17 protein-coding genes and 1 riboswitch are annotated in these 23,414 nt (G+C 69.7%); of the genes, 8 read left to right on the top strand and 9 right to left on the bottom strand.

Features of this window, described 5'->3' with window-relative positions; all coding sequences use genetic code 11:
* Nucleotides 1-156 precede the first annotated feature (156 nt).
* Nucleotides 157-564, bottom strand: coding sequence for a PRC-barrel domain-containing protein (locus tag ACZ7M7_RS21570; protein WP_328882999.1), 408 nt, complete (start codon nucleotides 562-564; stop codon nucleotides 157-159).
* Nucleotides 565-678: 114 nt separating this feature from the next.
* Nucleotides 679-775: riboswitch (glycine riboswitch) on the top strand.
* A 176-nt stretch (nucleotides 776-951) separates the two neighbouring features.
* Here ACZ7M7_RS21570 and gcvP point away from each other — a divergent pair.
* Entirely contained in the window at nucleotides 952-3,837 is a 2,886-nt protein-coding gene (gene gcvP / locus ACZ7M7_RS21565) for an aminomethyl-transferring glycine dehydrogenase (protein WP_472119231.1), read from the top strand.
* Nucleotides 3,838-3,902: 65 nt separating this feature from the next.
* Here gcvP and ACZ7M7_RS21560 read toward each other — a convergent pair whose 3' ends face one another.
* On the bottom strand, nucleotides 3,903-4,322 hold the full coding sequence (locus tag ACZ7M7_RS21560) for a TOBE domain-containing protein (RefSeq protein ID WP_472119228.1): 420 nt from the start codon (nucleotides 4,320-4,322) through the stop codon (nucleotides 3,903-3,905).
* Between the two features lie 102 nt (nucleotides 4,323-4,424).
* On the bottom strand, nucleotides 4,425-4,820 hold the full coding sequence (locus ACZ7M7_RS21555; protein WP_369269756.1) for a TOBE domain-containing protein: 396 nt from the start codon (nucleotides 4,818-4,820) through the stop codon (nucleotides 4,425-4,427).
* A 108-nt stretch (nucleotides 4,821-4,928) separates the two neighbouring features.
* Between ACZ7M7_RS21555 and ACZ7M7_RS21550 the strand changes: the two genes are divergently transcribed.
* Nucleotides 4,929-5,513: a DUF1707 SHOCT-like domain-containing protein gene (locus ACZ7M7_RS21550; RefSeq protein ID WP_472119225.1), complete on the top strand. Its 585-nt coding sequence runs from the start codon at nucleotides 4,929-4,931 to the stop codon at nucleotides 5,511-5,513.
* On the opposite strand, the gene ACZ7M7_RS21545 is transcribed toward ACZ7M7_RS21550, so the two are convergent.
* The 5 genes from ACZ7M7_RS21545 to kdpB (ACZ7M7_RS21525) all read right to left on the bottom strand — a co-directional run bounded on the left by ACZ7M7_RS21545 (nucleotide 5,491) and on the right by kdpB (ACZ7M7_RS21525) (nucleotide 11,836).
* Nucleotides 5,491-6,012 carry a hypothetical protein gene (locus ACZ7M7_RS21545; RefSeq protein ID WP_383616966.1) on the bottom strand — a complete coding sequence of 174 codons (522 nt, stop codon included), beginning with the start codon at nucleotides 6,010-6,012 and terminating at the stop codon, nucleotides 5,491-5,493. The genes ACZ7M7_RS21550 and ACZ7M7_RS21545 overlap by 23 nt on opposite strands.
* A gap of 102 nt (nucleotides 6,013-6,114) precedes the next feature.
* On the bottom strand, nucleotides 6,115-8,070 hold the full coding sequence (locus tag ACZ7M7_RS21540) for an APC family permease (RefSeq protein ID WP_472119221.1): 1,956 nt from the start codon (nucleotides 8,068-8,070) through the stop codon (nucleotides 6,115-6,117).
* Nucleotides 8,071-8,347: 277 nt separating this feature from the next.
* Nucleotides 8,348-8,500, bottom strand: coding sequence for a hypothetical protein (locus ACZ7M7_RS21535; RefSeq protein ID WP_472119218.1), 153 nt, complete (start codon nucleotides 8,498-8,500; stop codon nucleotides 8,348-8,350).
* 31 nt (nucleotides 8,501-8,531) lie between these two features.
* Nucleotides 8,532-9,341 carry an SDR family NAD(P)-dependent oxidoreductase gene (locus tag ACZ7M7_RS21530; RefSeq protein ID WP_472119215.1) on the bottom strand — a complete coding sequence of 270 codons (810 nt, stop codon included), beginning with the start codon at nucleotides 9,339-9,341 and terminating at the stop codon, nucleotides 8,532-8,534.
* A 341-nt stretch (nucleotides 9,342-9,682) separates the two neighbouring features.
* Complete coding sequence (gene kdpB, locus ACZ7M7_RS21525; protein WP_472119212.1) at nucleotides 9,683-11,836, bottom strand: potassium-transporting ATPase subunit KdpB; 2,154 nt, start codon at nucleotides 11,834-11,836, stop codon at nucleotides 9,683-9,685.
* A 1,127-nt stretch (nucleotides 11,837-12,963) separates the two neighbouring features.
* Here kdpB (ACZ7M7_RS21525) and ACZ7M7_RS21520 point away from each other — a divergent pair.
* Nucleotides 12,964-15,462, top strand: a complete 2,499-nt coding sequence (locus tag ACZ7M7_RS21520; RefSeq protein ID WP_472119209.1) for a sensor histidine kinase — start codon at nucleotides 12,964-12,966, stop codon at nucleotides 15,460-15,462.
* Nucleotides 15,463-15,815: 353 nt separating this feature from the next.
* Here ACZ7M7_RS21520 and ACZ7M7_RS21515 read toward each other — a convergent pair whose 3' ends face one another.
* Nucleotides 15,816-16,376 carry a hypothetical protein gene (locus ACZ7M7_RS21515; protein WP_472119206.1) on the bottom strand — a complete coding sequence of 187 codons (561 nt, stop codon included), beginning with the start codon at nucleotides 16,374-16,376 and terminating at the stop codon, nucleotides 15,816-15,818.
* A gap of 262 nt (nucleotides 16,377-16,638) precedes the next feature.
* On the opposite strand from ACZ7M7_RS21515, the gene ACZ7M7_RS21510 reads away from it, so the two are divergent.
* The 5 genes from ACZ7M7_RS21510 (at nucleotide 16,639) to ACZ7M7_RS21490 (ending at nucleotide 23,288) form a co-directional block, all read left to right on the top strand.
* On the top strand, nucleotides 16,639-18,480 hold the full coding sequence (locus ACZ7M7_RS21510; protein WP_472119203.1) for an APC family permease: 1,842 nt from the start codon (nucleotides 16,639-16,641) through the stop codon (nucleotides 18,478-18,480).
* Between the two features lie 242 nt (nucleotides 18,481-18,722).
* Nucleotides 18,723-18,812 carry a K(+)-transporting ATPase subunit F gene (kdpF, locus tag ACZ7M7_RS21505; RefSeq protein WP_016434100.1) on the top strand — a complete coding sequence of 30 codons (90 nt, stop codon included), beginning with the start codon at nucleotides 18,723-18,725 and terminating at the stop codon, nucleotides 18,810-18,812.
* Between the two features lie 8 nt (nucleotides 18,813-18,820).
* Nucleotides 18,821-20,482, top strand: a complete 1,662-nt coding sequence (kdpA, locus tag ACZ7M7_RS21500; protein ID WP_472119200.1) for a potassium-transporting ATPase subunit KdpA — start codon at nucleotides 18,821-18,823, stop codon at nucleotides 20,480-20,482.
* Nucleotides 20,482-22,614: a potassium-transporting ATPase subunit KdpB gene (kdpB, locus tag ACZ7M7_RS21495; RefSeq protein ID WP_472119197.1), complete on the top strand. Its 2,133-nt coding sequence runs from the start codon at nucleotides 20,482-20,484 to the stop codon at nucleotides 22,612-22,614. The genes kdpA and kdpB (ACZ7M7_RS21495) overlap by 1 nt, the downstream gene beginning before the upstream one ends.
* Nucleotides 22,615-22,619: 5 nt before the next feature.
* Entirely contained in the window at nucleotides 22,620-23,288 is a 669-nt protein-coding gene (locus ACZ7M7_RS21490; protein WP_472119194.1) for a potassium-transporting ATPase subunit C, read from the top strand.
* The last annotated feature ends 126 nt before the right edge of the window (nucleotides 23,289-23,414 follow it).

The raw sequence follows: 23,414 nt of genomic DNA, 5'->3' as shown, positions 1-23,414 counted from the left end.
GCCGCGTGGGCGGCGCCGCGGGCGTTGCGGTGCGATGGGGTGCGGCTGGGCAAGGGAACTCGGCCGCGCGGAGGTGACAGGTGGGTCAGCTGCGGGCGGGCCGGAGGTGGGCGTGACTGTGGGGGCTGGGGGATGGGCGGTGGAAGGGGGGCGTCTTCAGGAGTGCGGGTGGGATGTGCGGGGGCCGTTGTCGTCCGGGGTTTCGGTGGTTGCCAGGTTGCCGAAGTCTCGGTCGGGGGGTGGGGGTGGGGCGGTTACGTCGAGGCCGTAGTGGTGGTAGAGCTGGAGTTCCTGTTCAGGGGAGAGGTGGCGGCCCACGCCGAAGTCGGGGGCGTCCTTGATGAGGGCGCGGTCGAAGGGGACGTGGAGGCTGCCCTCGACCAGATCGCTGGGCTCGAGGGGGACGAAGGCGTCCCTGGAGAACAGGCCTGTGCGTATCGCCGCCCATTCCGGCACTCCGGTCGCGTCGTCGAGATAGACCTCGTCGATGGTGCCGATCTTGGTGCCGTTGCGGTCGAAGGCCTTGCGGCCGATCAGATTGCGCGGATCGATGTCGGTCTGCACGGGCCCTCCACTTGGTCGCAACTCATCCGTAAGCACTACGAAAGGGCACATTGGTGAGCCCGGCCACTCGAAGGACCGTGCGTTGACCCCGCTGGTAGTCTGGCTAGCGGCTGCTGACCCCGTGCGGGAGAGTCCTCCGGGAACCATCCGGAGGCGCCGAAGGAGCAAATCCTCCCCGGAATCTCTCAGGCACACGTACCGCACGGACGAGGTCACTCTGGAAAGCAGGGCGGGTGTCGATGGCCTCCGCTCTCACCGACGGTGAAAGCCGGGCACCTTGTGGTGACCCGGTGAAGCTCTCAGGTTGAGATGACAGAGGGGGAGGCCGTCCGGGTACCCGCGCCGTGGTGCCCCTCGAAGGTCGTGTCAGACCAGGAGGCCTCCGCAATGACCGCCCATCGCATTCCGCTCTCAGAGCTCGAGCAGGGTATTCCCTTCGAGCAGCGTCATATCGGTCCTGATCATGAAGCTCGGGCCAAGATGCTCGCCCAGGTCGGGTACGGCTCGCTCGACGAGCTCACCGCCGCCGCGGTGCCGGATGTGATCAAGAACGCCGACTCCCTCGAACTGCCGGGCGCGCGTACCGAGGCCGAGGTGCTCGCCGAGCTGCGGTCGCTCGCCGATCGCAACCAGGTGCTGGACTCGATGATCGGGCTCGGCTACTACGGGACCTTCACGCCGCCGGTCATCCTGCGCAATGTCATGGAGAACCCGGCTTGGTACACGGCCTACACGCCGTATCAGCCCGAGATCTCGCAGGGGCGGCTCGAGGCCCTGCTGAACTTCCAGACCATGGTCGCCGACCTCACCGGGCTGCCGACCTCCGGTGCCTCGCTGCTGGACGAGGGGACCGCGGCGGCCGAGGCCATGGCCCTGTCGCTGCGGATGGGCAAGAACAAGAAGGGGCTGTTCCTGGTCGACGCGGATGTGCTTCCGCAGACCATCGCCGTGATCGAGACCCGTGCCGAGCCCACCGGCGTGGAGATCGTCGTCGCCGACCTCAGCGACGGCATTCCGGCCGAGATCGCCGAGCGTGAGATCAACGGCGTGCTGGTGCAGTACCCGGGTGCCTCCGGCGTCGTACGGGACATCAAGCCCGTCATCGAGCAGGCTCATGAGCTCGGCGCCCTCGTCACCGTCGCCGCCGATCTGCTCGCGCTCACGCTGCTGAAGTCCCCCGGTGAGCTCGGGGCGGACATCGCGGTCGGGACGACGCAGCGGTTCGGTGTGCCGATGGGCTTCGGAGGGCCGCACGCCGGCTACATGGCCGTACACGAGAAGTTCGCGCGCAGCCTGCCCGGGCGGCTCGTGGGCGTGTCCGTGGATGTCGATGGGAACAGGGCGTACCGGCTGGCTCTCCAGACGCGTGAGCAGCACATTCGCCGGGAGAAGGCGACCAGCAACATCTGCACGGCGCAGGTGCTGCTCGCCGTGATGGCCGGGATGTACGCCGTTTACCACGGCCCCGACGGGCTGCGCGGTATCGCCCGGCGCACTCACCGGTACGCCGCCATCCTCGCCGCGGGCCTCACCGCCGGTGGGGTCGAGGTCGTGCACGGTTCCTACTTCGACACGCTGACTGTGCGGGTGCCTGCGAAGGCCGCCGAAGTTGTCGCCGCCGCCCGGCAGAGCGGCGTCAACCTGCGCCTCGTCGACGCCGACCACGTGTCCCTCGCCTGCGACGAGACCACCACGCGGGCCCAACTGGGCGCCGTATGGACGGCGTTCGGGGTCGACGCTGACGTCGAGGCGCTGGACGAGGGGGCCGAGGACGGCCTTCCGGGCGGGTTGCTGCGCAGCGACGAGGTCCTCACGCACCCCGTCTTCCACCAGCACCGTTCCGAGACCGCGATGCTGCGCTACCTGCGCAGGCTCGCCGACCGCGACTACGCGCTCGACCGCGGCATGATCCCGCTGGGCTCCTGCACCATGAAGCTCAACGCGACGACCGAGATGGAGCCGGTCACCTGGCCGGAGTTCGGACAGCTGCACCCCTTCGCGCCCGCCGAGCAGGCGCAGGGCTATCTGACACTCATCCGCGAGCTGGAGGAACGTCTCGCCGAGGTCACCGGCTACGACAAGGTGTCGCTGCAGCCCAACGCCGGGTCGCAGGGCGAGCTGGCCGGGCTGCTTGCCGTGCGCGGGTACCACCGGGCCAACGGGGACGAGCAGCGGACCGTCTGTCTGATTCCGTCGTCCGCTCATGGGACCAACGCCGCCAGCGCCGTCATGGCCGGCATGAAGGTCGTCGTCGTGAAGACCGCCGACGACGGTGAGATCGACGTCGAGGATCTGCGGGCGAAGATCGAGAAGCACCGGGACGAGTTGTCCGTGCTGATGATCACGTACCCGTCGACGCACGGGGTGTTCGAGGAGCACGTCGCCGACATCTGCGCTCAGGTGCACGAGGCCGGCGGGCAGGTGTACGTCGACGGCGCCAACCTCAACGCCCTTGTGGGGCTTGCCAAGCCGGGCCACTTCGGTGGCGACGTCTCGCATCTGAACCTGCACAAGACGTTCTGCATTCCGCACGGCGGTGGCGGTCCGGGCGTCGGGCCGGTCGGTGTCCGTGGGCACCTGGCGCCGTATCTGCCGAACCACCCGCTGCAGCCCGCGGCCGGGCCGGAGACGGGCGTCGGCCCGATCTCGGCCGCGCCCTGGGGTTCCGCCGGGATCCTGCCGATCTCGTGGTCGTACGTACGGCTCATGGGCGGCGAGGGGCTCAAGCGGGCCACGCAGGTGGCGGTGCTGTCCGCCAACTACATCGCCAAGCGTCTGGAGCCGCACTACCCGGTGCTCTACACCGGGCCGGGCGGGCTCGTCGCGCACGAGTGCATCATCGATCTGCGGCCGCTGACCAAGGCGACCGGGGTGAGCGTCGACGACGTGGCCAAGCGGCTCATCGACTACGGCTTCCACGCGCCGACGATGTCGTTCCCGGTGGCCGGAACGCTGATGATCGAGCCGACCGAGTCCGAGGACCTGAACGAACTCGACCGGTTCTGCGAGACGATGATCGCCATTCGTGCGGAGATCGAGAAGGTCGGGTCGGGTGAGTGGCCCGCGGACGACAACCCGCTGCGGAACGCTCCGCACACCGCCGGTGCGCTGGGCGGTGAGTGGGAGCACGCGTACAGCCGTGAGGAGGCCGTGTTCCCGGCCGGGGTGTCGGCCGCCGACAAGTACTGGCCGCCGGTGCGCCGGATCGACCAGGCCTTCGGCGACCGGAACCTGGTGTGCTCCTGCCCGCCGATGGACGCGTACGAGGGCTGACGCACCGGCATAGGTGATCGAGGGCTCCGCTCCGGCCGTGTTCGGTCGGGCGGAGCCCTCGTGCGTCACGCGGTCGTGAGTGCCACCTCGGTCGCCTTGACCAGCGCGACGACGGACATTCCGGGGGCCAGGGCAAGGTCGTTGCTGGCGTCCCTGGTGATGGCCGCTGTCAGCACACCGCCCTCCACGGCGATCTTCACCGAGGCCATCGCGCCGCCGGTGGCGATGCCGGTGACCGTGCCGGGGAGCTGGTTGCGGATGGACAGCCCGCTGATCGGTGCGGTGGAGAGGGAGATCTCCGTCGCCTTCACGAGGGCGGTCACGCCGGTTCCCTCGGCCAGGCCGAGGTCCTCGACGGCGTCCAGGGTGATCGCCGCGGTGAGGTCCTGACCGGCGTCGAGGTGGACCTTGACGGTGGCCATGACCTCGCCGGGGGTGATGGCGGTGATCGTGCCGGGGAGTTGGTTGCGGATGCTCAGGCTCATGGAGGGACGCCTCGCAGACGGTGGGAGCGGGAGGGGGAGTGGGTGGGGATTTGTGTGGGTTTGCGGACTCCGGCCCCTACCGTAACGACGTCGAGTGTCCGGTTACGTGCGGTCGATGTGGACGTTCGTCGACTTCACGCGGGCGGTGGCCTCCATGCCGACCTCCAGGCCCAGTTCCTCGACCGCCTCGCGGGTCAGGAGGGAGACCAGTCGGTGCGGGCCGGCCTGGATCTCCACCTGTGCCGCGACGTCGCCGAGTTTGATCGCGGTGACGATGCCGGGGAAGGCATTGCGGGCCGAGGTGTAGGAGGTCTCCTCCTCGTCGCTGCCGGACCTGGCGAGTTCGACGGAGAACGCGGCGAGGTCCTTGCCGTCGATGAGTCGCCGTCCGGTGTCGTCGCGGTGGGTCGCGACGCGGCCGGCGTCCGCCCAGCGGCGCGCGGTGTCGGGGCTCACGCCGAGCAGCCGCGCCGCCTGGCCGATCGTGTAGGACTGCATGCCGGTCACGATAGGGGTCGGACGGGGAACTCGAGGCAGGGGGTTGGCCGTTGGGTATAACGCGATATAGCGTTAGTGGGGTCGGTCGGGTTCGAACGGGGTGAGGTTGTGGCGGCTGAGCTGTCGCGCACGGGGCTGCGGGCCTCGGACGCTGACCGGGACCGTGCGGTGGACGTGCTGAACGCCGCGGCGGGGGACGGTCGGCTGACCATGGAGGAGCTGGACGAGCGGGTGACCGCCGCTCTCTTTGCCCGCACGGTGGGCGAGTTGGCCGAGCTGACGGTGGATCTGCCGACGGCGCCGGGCGGTGCCGAGGTCAAAGACGTCGTCCGGATCGAGCAACAGGGCGGTTCGGCCGTGCGGGGCGGGGGCTGGGTGGTGCCCCGGCGGCTGGAGATCGAGTCGTCCTGGGGCGATGTGACCCTCGACTTCACGCAGGCGGTGACAAGCGACGGGACGCTGCGGATCGACCTGGACATGCGCGGCGGCACACTGAGGCTGGTCACGCGGCCCGGCGTGGTGGTGGACACCGACTCTTTGGCGATCGAGTACGCCAAGGTCAAGACCCGTCCCGTCAGTGATGCCGGTGCACCGGTCGTTCTGCGGATCGAGATCGCCGGGCGAATGCAGTACGGCCGGATAGTGATACGTCCTCCGCGGCGCACGCCGTTCAGAACATCCCAGACGCCCTGAGCACCGCCTGCGCCGTGGCGTCGTCGATCTGGTGACCCAACCGCTCGACCACGTCCGTGCCTTCGAGGAGCGTCCCGCGTTCGAGCGAGCGGCGTACCCCGGTGTCCAACTCGTGCCAGAGCAGCGGGTTGGCGACGAGGATCCGTGGGTCCAGATCCAGGCGGCAGCCGTCCGTGTCGCGCAGCGTCAGCAGAGCGGAGACATGGCCGTGCTGTCGTACGGCCACCAGCGCGTCCGTACGCACCGACTGCCGTCGTAAGAGGCCACGCACCGCCAGCCAGCCCGGGCCCGCGGTCACCCGCTGGGGGAACAGGATCGTGAAGAGCAGGGCGGTCAGGGCCAGCCACAGCAGGGCACGCGACGGTGTCAGCGTCTCCCCGTCCAGGTCGACCAGCAAGGTCATGCCGAGGAAGGCCAGGGCGCAGCCCACGGCGAACCGGGCGCTGCCACGCCAGTGGCGGTCGCCGGTCGGCACCGGGCGAGGTCCGCTTCCCTGCACAGTGCAGACGGTAGGGCTCCGAGGCGCAGGAAAGACCGCCGCTGTCGGTGCTCTGACGCCTTACGGCGCAACCTTGACGCGATCCTGATGCCCGCGGCCGTTTCAGCCGGTGTGCACCCGGGGTCGGCGGTCACGGTCGGGCTCCGCCTCGCGCAGCACCTCGCGCGTGACCGGGGCGACCTCGCCCTGGCCGAAGAGGAAGAAGCGCAGGAAGTTGGCGAAGGGGGTGCCCTCGGTCCACTCGAAGTAGATGTGGGGGATGCAGCCCGTCGAGTCGCGGACGTGGAGGAGCAGCGCGGCCAGGGCGTTGGGGATGGAGGAGGACTCGAGCGTGAGGACGCGGTAGCGGTTGTGCAGGACCTCGCCGCGCACGGTGACGCCCGCCTCGAACTCGGACGGGTCGGTGACCGTCACCTCGACGAAGACGAAGTCCTCCTGGACGGGGACGTCGTTGTCGGTGCGGATCTGCTCGATCTTGTCGCGGTACTCGGCCTTGTCGCGCCGATCGGGTTCATTGGCGATGAACCGGATCTTGCGGCTGGCTATGTCCCGGACGAAACGTTCCGCCATGTCGTCCAGCGTCACGCTGGTCACGCGCAGCTCGAAGGCGCGCATCAGTCGCGAGAGCAGGGAGACGAGGATGATGCCGGCGATGAAGCAGGCGCCGATCTTCACACCGTCGGGGCGCTCGATGACGTTCACGACGGTCGTGTACAGGAACACGGCGGAGATGACCGCGAAGCCGATGGTCCAGTTCCGCTGACCGGCCTTGCGGGCCGCGATGGTCACGGCGATCGCTGCGGAGCTGATGAGTACCAGTACGCCGGTGGCGTAGGCACCGCCCTGGGCGTCGACGTCGGCGTCGAAGATCCAGGTGACGAGGAAGGCGACCAGGGTGAAGACGATGACCATCGGGCGCACCGCGCGAGCCCAGTGCGGGGCCATGCCGTATCGGGGCAGATAGCGCGGCATCAGGTTGAGCAGGCCGGCCATGGCGGAGGCGCCGGCGAACCAGAGGATGGCGATCGTCGAGACGTCGTAGACCGTGCCGAAGGCGCCACCCAGGTACTCGTGGGCGAGGAACGCGAGCGCGCGGCCGTTGGCCTGGCCGCCCGGTTCGAACTCCTTCTCCGGGATCAGCAAGGTGGTGATGAAGCTCGTCGTGATGAGGAAGCAGCTCATGATCAGGGCGGCGGTGGTGAGCAGCTTCTTCGTGTCCCGGATACGCCCCTTGGGGTTCTCCTCGGTCTCGCCCGGGTCGCCCTTGACGTGCGGCATCACCGCGACGCCGGTCTCGAAGCCGGACAGGCCGAGCGCGAGCTTGGGGAAGACGATCAGGGCCACGCCGATCATGACGAAGACGTTGCCGTGCTCGGCCGTGAGGGCGCTGGACCATTCGGTGACCACGTGCCCCTCGGTGATGACGTGATACAGGCCGGCGACCACGACGACCGCGTTCAGCGCGAGGTAGATGCCGACGAGGGCGACGGCGACGCCGATCGCCTCCAGGAAGCCCTTGAGGAACACCGCGCCGAGCAGGGCCACGAGGATGAGGGTGATCAGCAGCTGCTTGTCGTGCAGGGCGCTGTTCAGGTGCGGGTTCTCGACCAGGTGGGTCGAGGCGTCGGCCGCCGACAGGGTGATGGTGATCAGGAAGTCGGTGGCGGCGAAGCCCAGCAGGGTCAGGACGAACAGCTTGCCCTTCCAGAAGGTCAGCAGCCGCTCCAGCATGGCGATCGAGCCCTGGCCGTGGGGGCTCTCCTCGGCCACGCGCCGGTAGACGGGCAGGGCGCCCGCCAGCGTGACGATCACGAGCACGATCGTGGCAATGGGGGAGAGCAGGCCTGCCGCGAGGGCCGCGATTCCCGGCTGGTAGCCGAGGGTGGAGAAGTAGTCGACGCCGGTGAGGCACATGACGCGGTACCAGGGCTGGCCCTGGTGCTCCAGCTTGGACTGGGTCCGCTGTTCCTGGCTGCCATGCCCCTTGCCCATGTCGGCCAGGCCCTCCAGCATCCAGGCGCGCAAGCGACTGGAGGGAGGGTGCTTGGTCGAGGCCATCGGCGTGCTCCTGAAATGCGGGACGGCGGGGGATTCCGGCCATCACGCGGACGGCGGCACCAGCGTATGCGGAGAGTGACGTACGGGCCCACGGATCAAGGGGCCATCGGCGTCAAGCTTCCGTTAAGACTGGCCTGGTCGGCGACGGGTGCACATCAGGATGTGAGTTCTGGGACGCGTTCGTCAGGGGTTGGGCTGTATGGGGGCCAGCGGCGGTGGGGGGTGTTCGGACACCCAGCGTCATTGTCGTCCGGCGTGATCGGTGGGCGTGTGACCTTCACGCGCTGAGCCGGCCCCGAAGCACCGGGCTGCCCACCGCCACGGCAGCAAGGCCGGTCAGTGCTGACGCCTCCGGCGGCCGGGCTCGGGGGCAGGAACCGGTGGCCTTCTTCTTGCGGCGAGCCTTCTTCTTGCGGGCGCGCTTCGACACGCGGGTCAACTCCCTTTCGGTGGAACGAAGTTCAAGTGGTACGGCCGACGAGGAGGTCGGCGAGCTTGTTGAGGCGCTTCACCGTGCGGTCCTCCGAAGCGGCCGGGGCAGGCTCGACGCGCTCGGCGCGGTCGTAGTAGGCACCGTTGACGATCTCGACCGCCGGGTCGCACAGCCGGGCAACGTGCTCGGCGCCCTCGGCCGGGGTGACCCCCTCGTGGGCGTACAGGGGGAGCAGTGCCGTGTCGCAGACGCCCGGGTGGATCGAGACCGCGGTGACGCGCGGGTCGGCTGCGAACACCGTCAGGGCCAGCTGGGACTGGGCGTACGCGGCGAGCCGCGAGTAGCGACGGGCCCGGTTGGGGTCGGACCACTGGATGGACGCTGTGCGGTGCAGTGAGGACGACACGTTGACCACGCGGCCGCCCGGGTCGCTGGTGAGCGCCGGCTCCAGCAGGCAGGTCAGCAGGTAGTGGGCGAGGAAGTTGACCTGGAAGGCGATCTCGTTGCCGTCGGCGGTGACGGTGTGCCGCTCGGGAGCGGCCATGGCCGCGTTGTTGACGAGGACGTCCAGGCGCGGGTGCTCGGAGACCACCTTGTGGGCGAGGGTCTCGACCTCGTCCAGGCGCGTGAAGTCGGCGGCGAAGGTGCACAGTTGATCGGCGCTGACGCCGGCGGTGGCGATCAGGCTGTCGGCGGCGGCGCGCCCGTCCTCGGCGGTACGGCCGTGCAGGAGCACGGTGGCACCGCGCTCGGCCAGTCGGCGGGCGGTCTCGTAGCCGATGCCCGAAGTGGCGCCGGTGACGAGGACGGTGCGGGAGGAAAGGGTGGAGTCGGACATGATCCAATCCATGGGTGCGGCACGCCACGCAACCCCCGTCGAGGGGGCGGTGCACGTGCGGGATGAAGGGAAGCGCGAGGGGCGCCGGGCGGATTCACGGCGCCCCTCGGGTCACGGAAAACGCGTCAGCGGGACGACGGCAGCGTTTCCGGGCAGCGCGGCGCACGACGGGGTGGCCGAGCGGGACTCGGCGGCTCGTCGAAGAGGAGCCATGCGCTGTTCACGTTGTCCATGGAATCCGTTCCGCACTCCCCGGACAAGGTGAAGTGCGGTTCTCTGACGCGCTTCTGACGTGCGCATACGTGTCCTTGACGGCACATGGCCCGGACAGCGGGCGGGGCTCAGCCGAGACCGGGCACCCCGGAGATCAGCAGGTCGATGAGCTTGATGCCGAGGAAGGGCAGCACCAGCCCGCCGAGCCCGTACAGGAGCAGGTTGCGGCGCAGCAGGTCGTGCGCCGACGACGGGGTGTAGCGGACGCCGCGCAGGGCGAGCGGGATCAGCGCGACGATGATCAGGGCGTTGAAGATGATCGCCGAGGTGATCGCCGAGGTCGGGCTGTGCAGGCCCATGATGTTGAGCGCGTCCAGGCCCGGGTAGGCGCTCGTGAACATCGCCGGGATGATCGCGAAGTACTTGGCCACGTCATTCGTGATCGAGAACGTCGTCAACGCACCCCGGGTGATGAGGAGTTGCTTGCCGATCTCGACGATGTCGATGAGCTTGGTCGGGTTGGAGTCGAGGTCGATCATGTTGCCGGCCTCCTTGGCGGCCGACGTACCGGTGTTCATCGCCACGCCGACGTCCGCCTGGGCCAGCGCGGGCGCGTCGTTGGTGCCGTCGCCGGTCATCGCGACCAGTTTGCCGCCGGCCTGTTCCTCCTGGATGAGCGCGAGCTTGTCCTCGGGAGTCGCCTCGGCCAGGTAGTCGTCCACGCCCGCCTCCTGGGCGATGGCCCTGGCGGTGAGCGGGTTGTCGCCGGTGATCATCACCGTGCGGATGCCCATGCGGCGCAGCTCGGCGAAGCGCTCGCGGATGCCGTCCTTGACGACGTCCTTGAGCTGGATCAGACCGAGGACGCGCGGGCCGTTCCAGTCGTGCACGGCCACCAGCAGCGGAGTGCCGCCCGAGGCCGCGACCGAGTCGGCGTAGTGCCGTGCCTCGGGCGGGACTTCGCCGCCGTACATCCGCACCCAGTCGATCACCTGCTGGGCGGCGCCCTTGCGGATGGCGCACACGGCGCCGTTGCCCCAGCTCAGGTCGACGCCGCTCATCCGGGTCTGCGCGCTGAACGCCACCCAGCGGGTGTTCGCCAGCTCGCCCTCGGCGGGCTCGCGAAGCCCGTAGCGGTTCTTGGCGAGGACGACGACGGAGCGCCCCTCGGGTGTCTCGTCGGCGAGCGAGGAGAGCTGGGCGGCGTCCGCGAGTTGGCGCTCGTCGATGCCGGGCAGCGGGACGAAGGCGGCGGCCTCGCGGTTGCCGAGGGTGATGGTGCCGGTCTTGTCGAGCAGCAGCGTGCCCACGTCGCCGGCCGCCTCGACCGCGCGGCCGGACATGGCCAGGACGTTGCGCTGCACCAGCCGGTCCATGCCCGCGATGCCGATCGCCGACAGCAGGGCGCCGATCGTGGTCGGGATCAGCGTGACCAGCAGGGCCACCAGCACGGTCGTCGACTGGGCGGCGTCCGCGTACGCCGCCATCGGCTGCAAGGCGACCACGACCAGGAGGAAGATGATCGTCAGCGATGCCAGCAGGATGTTCAGAGCTATCTCGTTCGGCGTCTTCTGCCGGTTGGCCCCCTCGACCAGGGCGATCATCCGGTCCAGGAAGCTGTGGCCGGGACGGGCTCTGACCCGCACGACGATTCGGTCGGACAGGACGGTCGTACCGCCGGTGACGCCGGTGCGGTCGCCGCCCGACTCGCGGATGACGGGTGCGGATTCGCCGGTGACCGCGGACTCGTCGACCGCCGCCACGCCGTCGATGACGTCGCCGTCCGCCGGGATCATCCCGCCCGCCTCGACCAGCACGACGTCCAGCGGCTTGAGGTCGGTCGCGGCGACAACCTCCGAGCGGGCGGTGCGCGCATTCGTGCCCCAGCGCCAATCCAACAGGCGCAGCGCCACGGTGTCCGTGCGCGCCTTGCGCAGCGACTCGGCCTGCGCCTTGCCGCGGCCCTCGGCGACGGCCTCGGCAAGGTTGGCGAAGATCACCGTCAGCCACAGCCAGGCGCTGATGACCCAGGTGAAGACGGCGGGGTGGATCAGAGCCGACAGCGTGGTGAGGGCCGCCCCGACGGACACCACGAACAGCACCGGGTTGCGCGCCAGGACCCGGGGGTGGAGTTTGCGCAGGGCGTCGGGAAAGGACCGTACGAACTGGGCGGGTTCGAAGAGTCCGCCCGGGGCACGCCGCCGGGCACTCGGTCTTGCTCCGGGCCTTGGGGCGCGCTGGGGGCTGGACGGCGGGGCCTGCTCGGGAGCGGCGGGAAACATGGAGACCTTCGTGGCTCGTCGACGACAGGGCAGCGGCCGCCGAAGCCGTGCGGGACCGGGGCCCCGGCCCCGCACGGCGGGCGCACGGACGTCGGCGGTGAGGCAGTGGTACGCCGTGCGCCGGTGCGTGCCCTCGACACGCACCTCGCCACCTCGGCCGGTTCCGGACGGCGGTCCGGTCCCGTGAGGCCACTGGTACCCGTGGCCTTCTCGGCGGCCGACAGGGAAATGTAGTCGCGCTCCGTGCCCGGACGACCCTGTTCAGCGAGGAATTTGCGGATCTCATACGGCCAGGTCAGCTGTCGCGTCAAGGCTTCGTCAAAGTCACCTGAGTGCACGTCAGAAGCCCGTCAATGAAGGCTGTTCATGGCGGGAGTGGTCGCAGACTGAGCGGCACGGGGACGGGCGACCGTCCGTGGCGTGATGTGGGAGAGGCCGTGACGGCCCTTACCGGCAGCCCTCGAACGGAGGGTGCCGCCCAGCCACGGCGAGAGGGGGTCGCCCTGCCGGGGGCAGCCCCGGGCCGCGGTCTCGTGGGGGAACACGGCCGAATGGCCCGGGGCAGGCCCACCGGGCCCGGGTCGTGGCCGTGCGGGCCGCTCTGTGCCGTCGTCACCGGGCCACCGTGCCCGCGCGACTGACCTTCTGCTCACGGCCACGGCCCTGCTCGCCACCGCCCCGGCGGCGCCGCTGCTCCCCATCGGCCTCGCAGTCCTCGGCACGTGGGACTCGGTCGCCGATCGCGAGATCCCGCCCTTGCGGTGCACCACCGCCGACAGCGGCACAGCCACAGCGGTCGTACGGCGATCAGGGTCCGGGCCACCGTCGGCGCGTACAACGGCCCGGCGCGGTCGGAGTCGGACGACGCCCGCATCTGGGCGGGCGGAGCGAGGCCGATCAAGGAGAACACCAAGCTCTCCAGCAGGAACGTCACCGTTGTGCCGTCCGTCCCCTCGGGGGCTCCGAGCGAAGCCACTCCGGCGTCGATCCGACCGGACTTCCCGGCACACCGCCTCCATCCTGTCGGCCCCCGCCTTGTCAAAACGGTGTCAACGTCCTCGTGGGAGGCGCCAGGGATGCGTCAAGATGCCTGACCGGGGGCGCGCGGAGCGGTTCGCTGAGACCTGATGAACGAAGTACCGCGCGGACGGCTGAAGGTCTATCTCGGGGCGGCCCCGGGGGTGGGCAAGACGTACCGCATGCTCGATGAGGGGCGGCGCCGGGCCGGCCGCGGGGACGATGTGGTGGTGGCGTTCGCCGAGTGCCACGGACGTGTTCGTACCGAGGCCATGCTCGACGGCCTGGAGGTCGTGGTGCGCGCCCGGTGCCACTACCGGGGCGGCCAGTTCGAGGAGATGGACCTGGCGGCCGTCCTCGACCGGCGCCCGCAGGTGGCCATCGTGGACGAGTTCGCCCACGGCAACATCCCCGGCGGCGGGCGCAACGCCAAGCGATGGCAGGACATCGAGGAACTGCTCGCCGCGGGCATCGATGTCATCACAGCCGTCAACGTCCAGCATCTGGAGTCCCTCAAGGACGTGGTCGAGAAGATCACCGGAGTGCCGCAGCACGACACGGTGCCCGACGAGGTCGTACGCAGGGCCCGCCAGGTCGAACTCGTCGACATCCCGCCCGAAGGGCTGCGCCGCCGTATGGCGCACGGCAACATCTACGCACCCGAGAAGATCGACGCGGCCCTCGCCAACTACTTCCGGCCCGGAAACCTCACCGCGCTGCGGCAGTTGGCGCTGCTGTGGGTGGCCGACCGGGTCGACGAGGCGCTCAACTCCTACCGCGCGGAGCACGCGATCGGCGGGGTGTGGGAGACCCGGGAACGGGTCGTGGTCGCGCTGACCGGCGGTCCCGAAGGCGACACGATCATCCGCCGGGCCGCCCGGATCGCCACCCGGTCGGCCGGTGGGGACCTGCTCGCCGTGCACGTGACCCGCAGCGACGGCCTGGCCGCCGGTGCCTCGCACGCCTCGCTCGCCCGCCAGCGCCGGCTGGTGGAGGACCTCGGCGGCAGCTACCACCAGGTGGTCGGCGACGACGTCGCGACCGCGCTCGTGGAGTTCGCCCGCGCCGAGAACGCCACCCAGCTCGTCCTCGGGGCCAGCCGGCGCGGACGCCTGGAACGGTTCGTGACGGGGCTCGGCACGGGGGAGACCGTCGTCGCGCTCTCCGGCGACATCGACGTCCACCGGGTCACCCACGAGCGGGCCGGCAGGGGCACGTTGCTGCCGTCCCGTCGCCGCACGCTCTCGAAGTCCCGGCTGATCGCGGGACCGGTAGCCGGACTCGTGCTGCCCGTGCTGCTCACCCTCGTCCTCGCACAGATGCGGGGCACCCTCAACCTGACCAGCGAGGCACTGCTGTTCCTGCTCGCGGTGGTGGGTGTGGCCTGCATAGGCGGCGTGGCCTCCGCGGTGATCGCCTCCGTCACCGCGTCGCTGCTGCTCAACTACTGGTTCATCCCGCCCATAGGGGCATTCACGCTCGACAACGCCAACGCCCTATTGGCGCCGGCCGTGTTCGTGGTGGTCGCCGCCACGGTGGCCGCCGTCGTCGACCGCTCCCTACGTCTGTCCCGCAGAGCCGCTCGGGCCACCGCCGAGGCGGAGACCATGTCGTCCCTCGCGGGCAGCATCGTGCGCGGCGGTCAGACCATCCCGGCCCTGCTGGAACGCACCCGGGAAACCTTCGGCATGGAGTCGGCGGAACTGGTCGACGAGCCGCCCGACGCGGGCGGTGTCACCGCGGTGCCGGCGGGGCCGGGCGCGTACCTGGCGCTACACGGGCGTGATCTGTCGTCGTCCGAACGGCGGGTGCTGGCCGCCTTCGCCGCACATGTCGGGTCGGCCGTCGAGCGGGCGCGGCTCGCCGAGGCCGCCGCCGAGGTCGAGCCGGTGAAGGCCGCAGACCGGATGCGTACTGCGCTGCTGCGGGCCGTCGGCCACGACCTGCGGACTCCGCTCGCCGCGGGCTGGGCCGCAGTGACGTCTCTGCGCAGCCGGGACGTCGTGTTCTCCGCCGAGGACCGGGACGAACTGCTCGCCACCGCCGACGAGTCCATGGCCAAGCTGAACCGCCTGGTGGAGAACCTGCTCGACCTCAGCCGCCTGGAGGCGGGCGTGCTGAAGCTGAACCTCAGGCCGACCGCGCTGGAGGAGGTCCTTCCGGCGGCCCTGGTGGACACACCCGATGTCGAGGTCGGAGATGTGGAGGAGGTCCCCGCCGTGCTGGTCGATCCGCCGCTGCTGGAACGGGTGATCGCCAACCTGGTCGCGAACGCCGCCCGGCACAGCCCGCCCGACGCCAAGGTCCTGGTGACCGCGAGCGTCCTGGCCGGACGGGCCGAACTCCGTGTCGTCGACCGCGGGCCCGGTCTTCCGTCGACAGGCCGGGACCGTCTCTTCGAGCCGTTCCAGCGGCTGGGCGACACGGACAACAACACCGGGCTCGGGTTGGGGCTCGCCCTGGCTCGCGGCCTCACCGAGGCGATGAGCGGCACGATCGGTCCCGAGGACACACCGGGAGGCGGCCTGACGATGGTGGTCTCGTTGCCACTGGCGGAACCGGCTGCGCACGCCGAGCAGGGGAGGGCCGGGGCGAGCGGCGTTTCATGAATGTCGGGAGGCCGACCTGGGCGTGCGGATGGTGATGCGGCCGTACGAGGACGACTTCGCCGCCAGGCTCCTGCGCCACCCGCGCGGCATGCGGCGTTCCGGAACAGCAAGTGGCGGCGTGCCGACCGTCGGAACCGCCGCAGCCCTGCCGATGTCCGCCGCGATGGAGACAAGGGTCGGCCTCCTGCCGCAACGGTCGTGCCGGACTCGACCGGCGACCGGGGCGGGGACGTGCGCTGCGGCTCGGGGGGCCGGGTGGTGTCGGCTGCCACGTGGCGCGGCCCGGACGTACTGATCGTCGGCGTGCAGCCGCGCCCGGCGGACGGGTGGAGCTGACAGCGCCGGACCCTCGGCTAGTCCAGCTCGGAGACCTTGAACACGGTGGCCGCGTTCTCGCGATCGATTCGTTCGGACAGGAGTCGCAGTGCGGTGTCCCCGCACACCAGGGTGCCGCGGGCCAGGGACGTGTGTGCGTCCTCGTGCAGGCGGTGCCACAGGTCCGGGTTGTCGACCAGGACGCGCGGGTCGACCTCGACGCGCTCGCCGAAGGCGTCGCGCAGCACCAGGCGTTGGGACACACCGTCCAGGCAGCGCACGGACACCAGCAGGTCGGTGCGGATGCGCCGAGGGTGCAGCAGACGCCGGGAGGCCAGCCAGCCCTGGCCGGCCGAGACACGCGCCGGGCAGAGCACCACGAAGAGCAGGACCGCCAGCGCGACCCACAGGGCCGCGCGCGCGGAGGTGAGGGTGTCGGCGCCCCAGTCGATCACGTGGAGCAGACCCATGAGCACGGCCGCACACCGGACCGAGTCGAGCAAATCATGTGCCCAACGGCGGTCGTACGCCGTTTCGGCGATGGCCTGGGCCGGTTCCCCGATCAGATCGCTGTCACGTGCAGCGTTGTGGTGTGCCATACGGCGACCGTAGGGATCGCGCGAGCCGCGGCGGCGCACCTTGATGGGACTCTGACGAGCGCCCGGCCGTTCTTGACGCGACCACAGCGACACAGCGCGGCTGTTGCGAGTCCGCGCGCGTCAATATGCCGTCAAGGGCGGTCGCCTGAGCGCGAAGAACGCGCAAGGACGGTCGGGTGCGGCGGGATCCGGACACAACCTTGGTCAGTCACGGGCAGCCCTCGCACGTGACGGCTCGTCCGTACGAAGGAGCACGCATCCCATGTCCGTCCTGACCACCGTGCCGGGGGCGACCCCGGCCGACGAGGAACCGCCGGACACCGGCGAACGGCACCGGCTCACCGCCGTCACGGGCCTGGCCGCCCTGTCCCTCGACGCCATGGCGTCGGTGGCGTACGGCCCCGAGGCGATCGTGCTGGTGCTGGCCGCCGCCGGCGGGCATGGCCTCGGCTTCACGCTCCCGGTCACGCTCGCCATCGCCGGCCTGCTGGCGGTGCTGGTCGCCTCGTACCGACAGGTGATCGCGGCCTTCCCGGACGGCGGTGGATCCTACGCCGTGGCCAAGACGCATCGGGGCAAGCGGACCAGCCTGGTCGCGGCGGCCTCGCTCGTCCTGGACTACGTCCTCAACGTCGCCGTCGCCGTCACGGCCGGTGTGGCGGCTCTGACCTCCGCCTTCCCGGCTCTCTACGACGATCGGCTGTGGCTGTGCCTGGCCGTGCTCGCGCTGATCACGGCGGTCAACCTGCGGGGCATCGTGGAATCGGCCAAGGCCTTCATCGTGCCGACGGTCGTGTTCGTAGGCTCAATCTTCGTGCTCATCGCCGTCGGGCTGTTCCGCTCCGAGCCGGTCAGCACCGCAACGGCCGCCGGGCACGCCTCGGTCCTCTCCGACAACGCCACCGCTGTCGGCGCCCTGCTCCTGCTGAAGGCCTTCGCCTCCGGGTGCTCCGCCCTCACCGGCGTCGAGGCCATCGCCAACGCCGTGCCCTCCTTCCGGGTGCCCCGTGCCAAGCGCGCCCAGCGTGCGGAAATCGCACTCGGCGCCGTCCTCGGCGTGATGCTGATCGGCCTGTCCGTGCTGATCTCCCGCTTCCACCTGCAGCCGGTCGAGGGCGTCACCGTCCTCGCCCAGCTCGCGGACGCCTCCCTCGGCCACAACTGGGCGTTCTACGTCATCCAGTTCGCGACGATGATCCTGCTCGCGCTCTCCGCGAACACTTCCTTCGGCGGCCTCCCGGTGCTGCTGAAGCTGCTCGCCCGCGACAACTACCTGCCGCACGTCTTCGCGCTGAAGGCCGACCGCCAGGTGCACCGGCACGGTGTGCTGGCGCTGGCCGCCGTCTCCACCGCGCTGATCGTCTTCTCCGGCGGCGACACCAACACCCTCGTGCCGCTCTTCGCCATCGGCGTCTTCGTCGGCTTCACCATCGCGCAGGTCGGCATGGTCCGGCACTGGCGTATCGAGCGCGGGCCCGGATGGCGTGGCAAGGCGGCGCTCAACGGCTTCGGGGGACTGCTGACCGGTGTCTCGGCCGTCGTCGTCACCGCCACCAAGTTCGGGGAGGGCGCCTGGCTGATCGTGATCGCTCTGCCCCTGCTGGTCCTGGCCTTCGAGACCGTGCACCGCGCCTACACCCGCATCGGCGAGCGCCTGGGCCTCGGCCGCATCCCCGAGCATCCGCACCGCGATCGCTCGGTCGTGCTCGTGCCCGTCTCCTCGCTCTCCCGGCTCACCTGCGAGGCTCTCACCGCGGCCGCCTCGCTGGGCGACGAGGTCCGCGCGGTCACCGTCTGCCATCCCGACCCCGAGGACCGGGCCGCGCTGTACGCCCTGGAGCTCTCCTGGGCCGAGTGGGACCCCGGTGTCCCCCTGGTCCGGCTCGCCGGCGAGCGGCGCTCCCTGGGCCGTCCCATCGCCGCGTACGTCCGTGAGGTCATGGCCTCGGAGCCGGCCACCCGGGTCACCGTGCTGATCCCGGAGACCGAACCGGAGCGGCTGTGGCAGCGGCTGCTGCAGAACCAGCGGGGCGCCGTCGTCGCGCACGCCGTCCGCAAGGAGACGGACGCGGTGATCTGCCGATTGCGGTTCCGCTTGTTCTGACCTCGGCGCGTCTGCGACCTGCGGTGATCGTCGCGCCGTAAGAGTTCCGTCAAAGGCGCGCAGTGGGCCGTAAGGGAGCCGTCAACGGCGCTCGATTCCGGCCACGAAGGCTGTTTCCTCGAACCGTCCCTGTTCAACCGAACCTCACTCCAGGAGTTCACGATGGCCGATCTGGCCTTCGTCGTCACCGCGATCGCGTGCTTCGCACTGGTGGCTCTCGTCGCCAAGGGGGTGACCAAGCTGTGACTGCCGAGAACATCGTCGGCCTCGTCGTGGCCGTCGCCCTGCTGGGCTATCTCGTCCTCGCCCTGATCTTCCCGGAGAGGTTCTGAGACTAGACATGGGTCCCGTACTCGCAGGCGTACTCCAGCTGCTGGCTCTGATCGCAGCCCTGGCGCTCGTCCACAAGCCGCTTGGCAACTACATGGCCAAGGTCTACTCCTCCGACAAGCACTGGCGTGTCGAGAAGTGGATCTACAAGGGCATCGGTGCCAACCCCGACACCGAGATGCGCTGGACCGCGTACCTGCGCGGCGTCCTCGCCTTCTCCGCCGTCGGCGTCCTGTTCCTCTACCTGCTCCAGCGGATACAGGGCGTGCTGCCCGGTGCGCTCGGCTTCTCCGCCATCGACTCGGACCAGGCGTTCAACACCGCCGTGTCCTTCGTGACCAACACGAACTGGCAGTCGTACTACGGCGAGCAGGCCATGGGCCACGTCGTGCAGACCGCCGGTCTGGCCGTGCAGAACTTCGTCAGTGCCGCCGTCGGTATCGCCGTCGCCGTGGCGCTGGTGCGCGGGTTCTCGCGCTCGCGCACCGGTGAGCTGGGCAACTTCTGGTCGGACCTGGTCCGCGGCACCGTCCGCATCCTGGTACCGATCGCCACGATCGGTGCGATCGTCCTGGTCGCGTGCGGTGCCATCCAGAACTTCTCCGGCATCCACGAGGTCGGCCAGTTCATGGGCGGCCAGCAGCAGTGGAACGGCGGCGCGGTCGCCTCGCAGGAGGCCATCAAGGAGCTGGGCACCAACGGTGGCGGTTACTTCAACGCCAACAGCGCCCACCCGTTCGAGAACCCCACCCCGTTCTCCAACCTCTTCGAGATCTTCCTGATCCTCGTCATCCCGTTTGCGCTGACCCGCACCTTCGGCGTCATGGTCGGCTCGGTCAAGCAGGGCTACGCGATCCTCGCCACGATGGGCACCATCTGGCTCGGCTTCACGGTCCTGATGATGTGGACCGAGTTCGCCCACCACGGTCCGGCGTTCGACCTCGCGGGCGGGGCGTACGAAGGCAAGGAGGTCCGCTTCGGCGTCGGCGGCTCGTCGATCTTCGCCGTGGCGACCACCCTCACCTCGACCGGCGCGGTGGACTCCTTCCACTCCTCCTTCACCGGCCTCGGCGGCGGCATCACCATGCTCGGCATGATGCTGGGCGAGATCGCGCCCGGTGGTACCGGCTCCGGCCTCTACGGCATGCTGATCATGGCGATCATCGCGGTGTTCATCGCCGGTCTGATGGTCGGCCGCACGCCCGAGTACCTGGGCAAGAAGATCGGCTCCCGCGAGATCAAGCTGTCCGCCTGCTACATCCTGATCACGCCGGCCCTGGTTCTCGTGTTCACCGCCTTCGCGATGGCGCTGCCGACCCCGGCGAACTCCATGACCAACAGCGGGGCGCACGGATTCTCCGAGATCCTGTACGCCTACACGTCCGCCTCCAACAACAACGGCTCGGCCTTCGCCGGTCTGAACGCGGACACCCAATGGTTCAACAGCACGCTCGGCCTGTGCATGCTGTTCGGCCGCTTCCTGCCCATGGTGTTCGTGCTGGCGCTGGCCGGCTCGCTCGCCGAGCAGAAGCCGGTGCCGGCCACCGCGGGCACGCTGCGCACCGACAAGCCCCTGTACGCGGGCCTGCTCGTCGGCACGATCATCATCATCACCGGTCTGACGTACTTCCCGGCCCTCGCGCTGGGACCGCTGGCCGAGGGGCTGGCGTGATGACCACCCGCATAGAGAAGCAAGAGGACTCGATGTCCACAGCCACTCCGACCCGGGCGCCGCACAGCGACGTACCCACCGGGCACAAGTCCCCCGAGGGCCGTGTCGGCGCGGGCCTCTTCGACCCGAAGCAGCTTCTCAAGTCGCTGCCGGACGCCATCCGCAAGCTGGACCCGCGGGTGATGATCAAGTCCCCCGTGATGTTCGTGGTCCTCGTCGGCTCCGTGCTGACGACGATCTTCTCCTTCAAGGACCCGGGCGACTGGTTCGGTTGGACGATCAGCGCCTGGCTGTGGCTGACGGTGATCTTCGCCAACCTCGCGGAGGCCGTCGCCGAGGGCCGCGGCAAGGCCCAGGCCGACACACTGCGCAAGGCCAAGACGGACACCGTGGCGCGCCGGTTCAACGGTGCTGTCGAAGAGCGCGTGCCGGGCACCGAGCTGAAGATCGGTGACCTGGTCGTCTGCGAGGCCGGCGACATCATCCCCGGTGACGGTGACGTCATCGAGGGCGTCGCGTCCGTCGACGAGTCGGCGATCACCGGTGAGTCGGCGCCGGTCATCCGTGAGTCCGGCGGCGACCGTTCCGCGGTCACGGGCGGCACGAAGGTCCTCTCCGACCGGATCGTCATCAAGATCACGACGAAGCCCGGTGAGACCTTCATCGACCGGATGATCAACCTGGTCGAGGGTGCGGCCCGGCAGAAGACGCCGAACGAGATCGCGCTGAACATCCTGCTCGCGTCGCTGACGATCGTCTTCCTGCTGGCCTGTGCCACGCTCCCGCCGCTGGCGGACTACGCGGGCACCGACCTGACGATGGTCGTGCTGGTCGCCCTGCTGGTCTGTCTGATCCCGACCACGATCGGCGCCCTGCTCTCCGCGATCGGCATCGCGGGCATGGACCGGCTGGTCCAGCGCAACGTACTCGCCATGTCCGGCAGGGCAGTTGAGGCCGCCGGTGACGTCTCCACGCTGCTGCTCGACAAGACCGGCACCATCACCCTCGGCAACCGGCAGGCCGCCGAGTTCGTGCCGGTGGCCGGGACGACCGACGCCGAGGTCGCCGATGCAGCCCAGCTGTCGTCGCTGGCCGACGAGACGCCCGAGGGCCGCTCCATCGTCGTACTGGCGAAGGAGAAGTACGGCTTGCGCGAGCGCCACCAGGGCGAGCTGACCGGTGCCGAGTGGATCGCGTTCACCGCGCAGACCCGGATGTCCGGCGTGGACGTCGACGGGCGCAAGATCCGCAAGGGCGCCGCCGGTTCGGTCATCGCCTGGGTGCGGGAGCAGGGCGGGACGATCGCCGACGACGCGGACACGATCGCCAACCGGATCTCCGAGGCCGGCGGCACGCCGCTGCTGGTCGCCGTGGAGGATGCCGACGGCGCTCGGATCCTCGGCGTCATCCACCTCAAGGACGTCGTCAAGGACGGCATGCGGGAGCGGTTCGAGGAACTGCGCCGTATGGGCATCAAGACCGTCATGATCACGGGTGACAACCCGCTGACCGCCAAGGCGATCGCCGACGAGGCGGGCGTCGACGACTTCCTCGCGGAGGCCACTCCCGAGGACAAGATGGCGCTCATCAAGCGGGAGCAGGCGGGCGGCAAGCTGGTCGCGATGACCGGTGACGGTACGAACGACGCGCCCGCGCTCGCCCAGGCCGACGTCGGCGTGGCGATGAACACCGGTACGTCGGCCGCCAAGGAGGCCGGCAACATGGTCGACCTCGACTCCAACCCGACCAAACTCATCGAGATCGTCGAGATCGGCAAGCAACTGCTGATCACCCGGGGCGCGTTGACCACGTTCTCCATCGCCAACGACGTCGCGAAGTACTTCGCGATCATCCCGGCGCTGTTCGCGGCCGTCTACCCGGGCCTGGACAAGCTCAACGTCATGGGCCTGTCCTCGCCGGACTCCGCGATCCTGTCCGCGGTCATCTTCAACGCGCTGATCATCATCGCGCTGGTGCCGCTGTCCCTGAAGGGCGTGCAGTACCGGCCGGTCAGCGCCGACAGGATGCTGCGCCGCAACCTGACCATCTACGGTCTCGGCGGCCTGATCGCGCCCTTCATCGGCATCAAGATCATCGACCTGCTCATCTCCCTCATCCCCGGGATCGGCTGACCGCCATGAACAACTCCGTATCGAACACCGCCAGGTTGCTCGGGGCGGGCCTGCGTGCCCTCCTCGTGCTGACCCTGGTGACGGGTGTCATCTATCCGCTGGTGGTCACGGGTGTGGCCCAGGCGCTGTTCACCAACAAGGCGAACGGCTCCGAGATCAAGGCGGACGGCAAGGTCGTCGGGTCCTCGCTGATCGGCCAGGCGTACAACCTGCCGCTGAAGGAGGGCCAGGAGACCCCGGATCCCGATCTGAAGTGGTTCCAGGGCCGCCCGCAGAACGGCCTCGGCACCAACAGCGTCAACACCCAGTACAAGCTCATCCTGTCCGGCGCGACCAACCGGTCCGGCGACAACGAAGAGCTCATCCAGTGGGTGAAGGACGCCAAGGCCGCCGTCGTCAAGGACAACTCCACCGCCGCCTACAAGGTCAAGCCCTCCGAGGTCCCCGCCGACGCGGTGACGTCCTCCGGCTCCGGCCTGGACCCGAACATCTCCCCGGCCTACGCCGACCTCCAGGTCCACCGGGTCGCCGAGAAGAACGGGCTGTCGGCCGACCAGGTGCAGAAGCTGGTCGACGACAACACGGAGGGCCGCACGCTCGGCTTCATGGGAGAGCCCCGCGTGAACGTCCTCGAACTCAACATCGCGCTCAAGGAACTCGTGGCCAAGGGCTGATGGCGTTACGCGACCCGAGCGGGAGTCGGTGGCCCGGGAAACTTCCCGGTTCCGCCGGCTCCCGCCGCCATGAAGCCGGTCGCAGCGCTGCCGGCGATCACGGCCGACCGTCAGACAGGAAAGGCG

It is taken from the genome of Streptomyces sp. NPDC111606 (assembly GCF_055656945.1).
This window is presented reverse-complemented; position numbering and strand designations above follow the sequence as displayed.

Excerpts from the sequence above, each read along its gene's own strand:
- ACZ7M7_RS21540 (WP_472119221.1), bottom strand. The coding sequence starts at position 8,070 with ATGGCCTCGACCAAGCACCCTCCCTCCAGTCGCTTGCGCGCCTGGATG.
- ACZ7M7_RS21510 (WP_472119203.1), top strand. The coding sequence starts at position 16,639 with ATGTCCGTCCTGACCACCGTGCCGGGGGCGACCCCGGCCGACGAGGAA.
- ACZ7M7_RS21515 (WP_472119206.1), bottom strand. The coding sequence starts at position 16,376 with ATGGCACACCACAACGCTGCACGTGACAGCGATCTGATCGGGGAACCG.
- ACZ7M7_RS21520 (WP_472119209.1), top strand. The coding sequence starts at position 12,964 with ATGAACGAAGTACCGCGCGGACGGCTGAAGGTCTATCTCGGGGCGGCC.
- kdpA (WP_472119200.1), top strand. The coding sequence starts at position 18,821 with ATGGGTCCCGTACTCGCAGGCGTACTCCAGCTGCTGGCTCTGATCGCA.
- gcvP (WP_472119231.1), top strand. The coding sequence starts at position 952 with ATGACCGCCCATCGCATTCCGCTCTCAGAGCTCGAGCAGGGTATTCCC.
- ACZ7M7_RS21555 (WP_369269756.1), bottom strand. The coding sequence starts at position 4,820 with ATGCAGTCCTACACGATCGGCCAGGCGGCGCGGCTGCTCGGCGTGAGC.
- ACZ7M7_RS21490 (WP_472119194.1), top strand. The coding sequence starts at position 22,620 with ATGAACAACTCCGTATCGAACACCGCCAGGTTGCTCGGGGCGGGCCTG.
- ACZ7M7_RS21530 (WP_472119215.1), bottom strand. The coding sequence starts at position 9,341 with ATGTCCGACTCCACCCTTTCCTCCCGCACCGTCCTCGTCACCGGCGCC.
- kdpB (WP_472119197.1), top strand. The coding sequence starts at position 20,482 with ATGACCACCCGCATAGAGAAGCAAGAGGACTCGATGTCCACAGCCACT.
- kdpB (WP_472119212.1), bottom strand. The coding sequence starts at position 11,836 with ATGTTTCCCGCCGCTCCCGAGCAGGCCCCGCCGTCCAGCCCCCAGCGC.
- ACZ7M7_RS21560 (WP_472119228.1), bottom strand. The coding sequence starts at position 4,322 with ATGAGCCTGAGCATCCGCAACCAACTCCCCGGCACGATCACCGCCATC.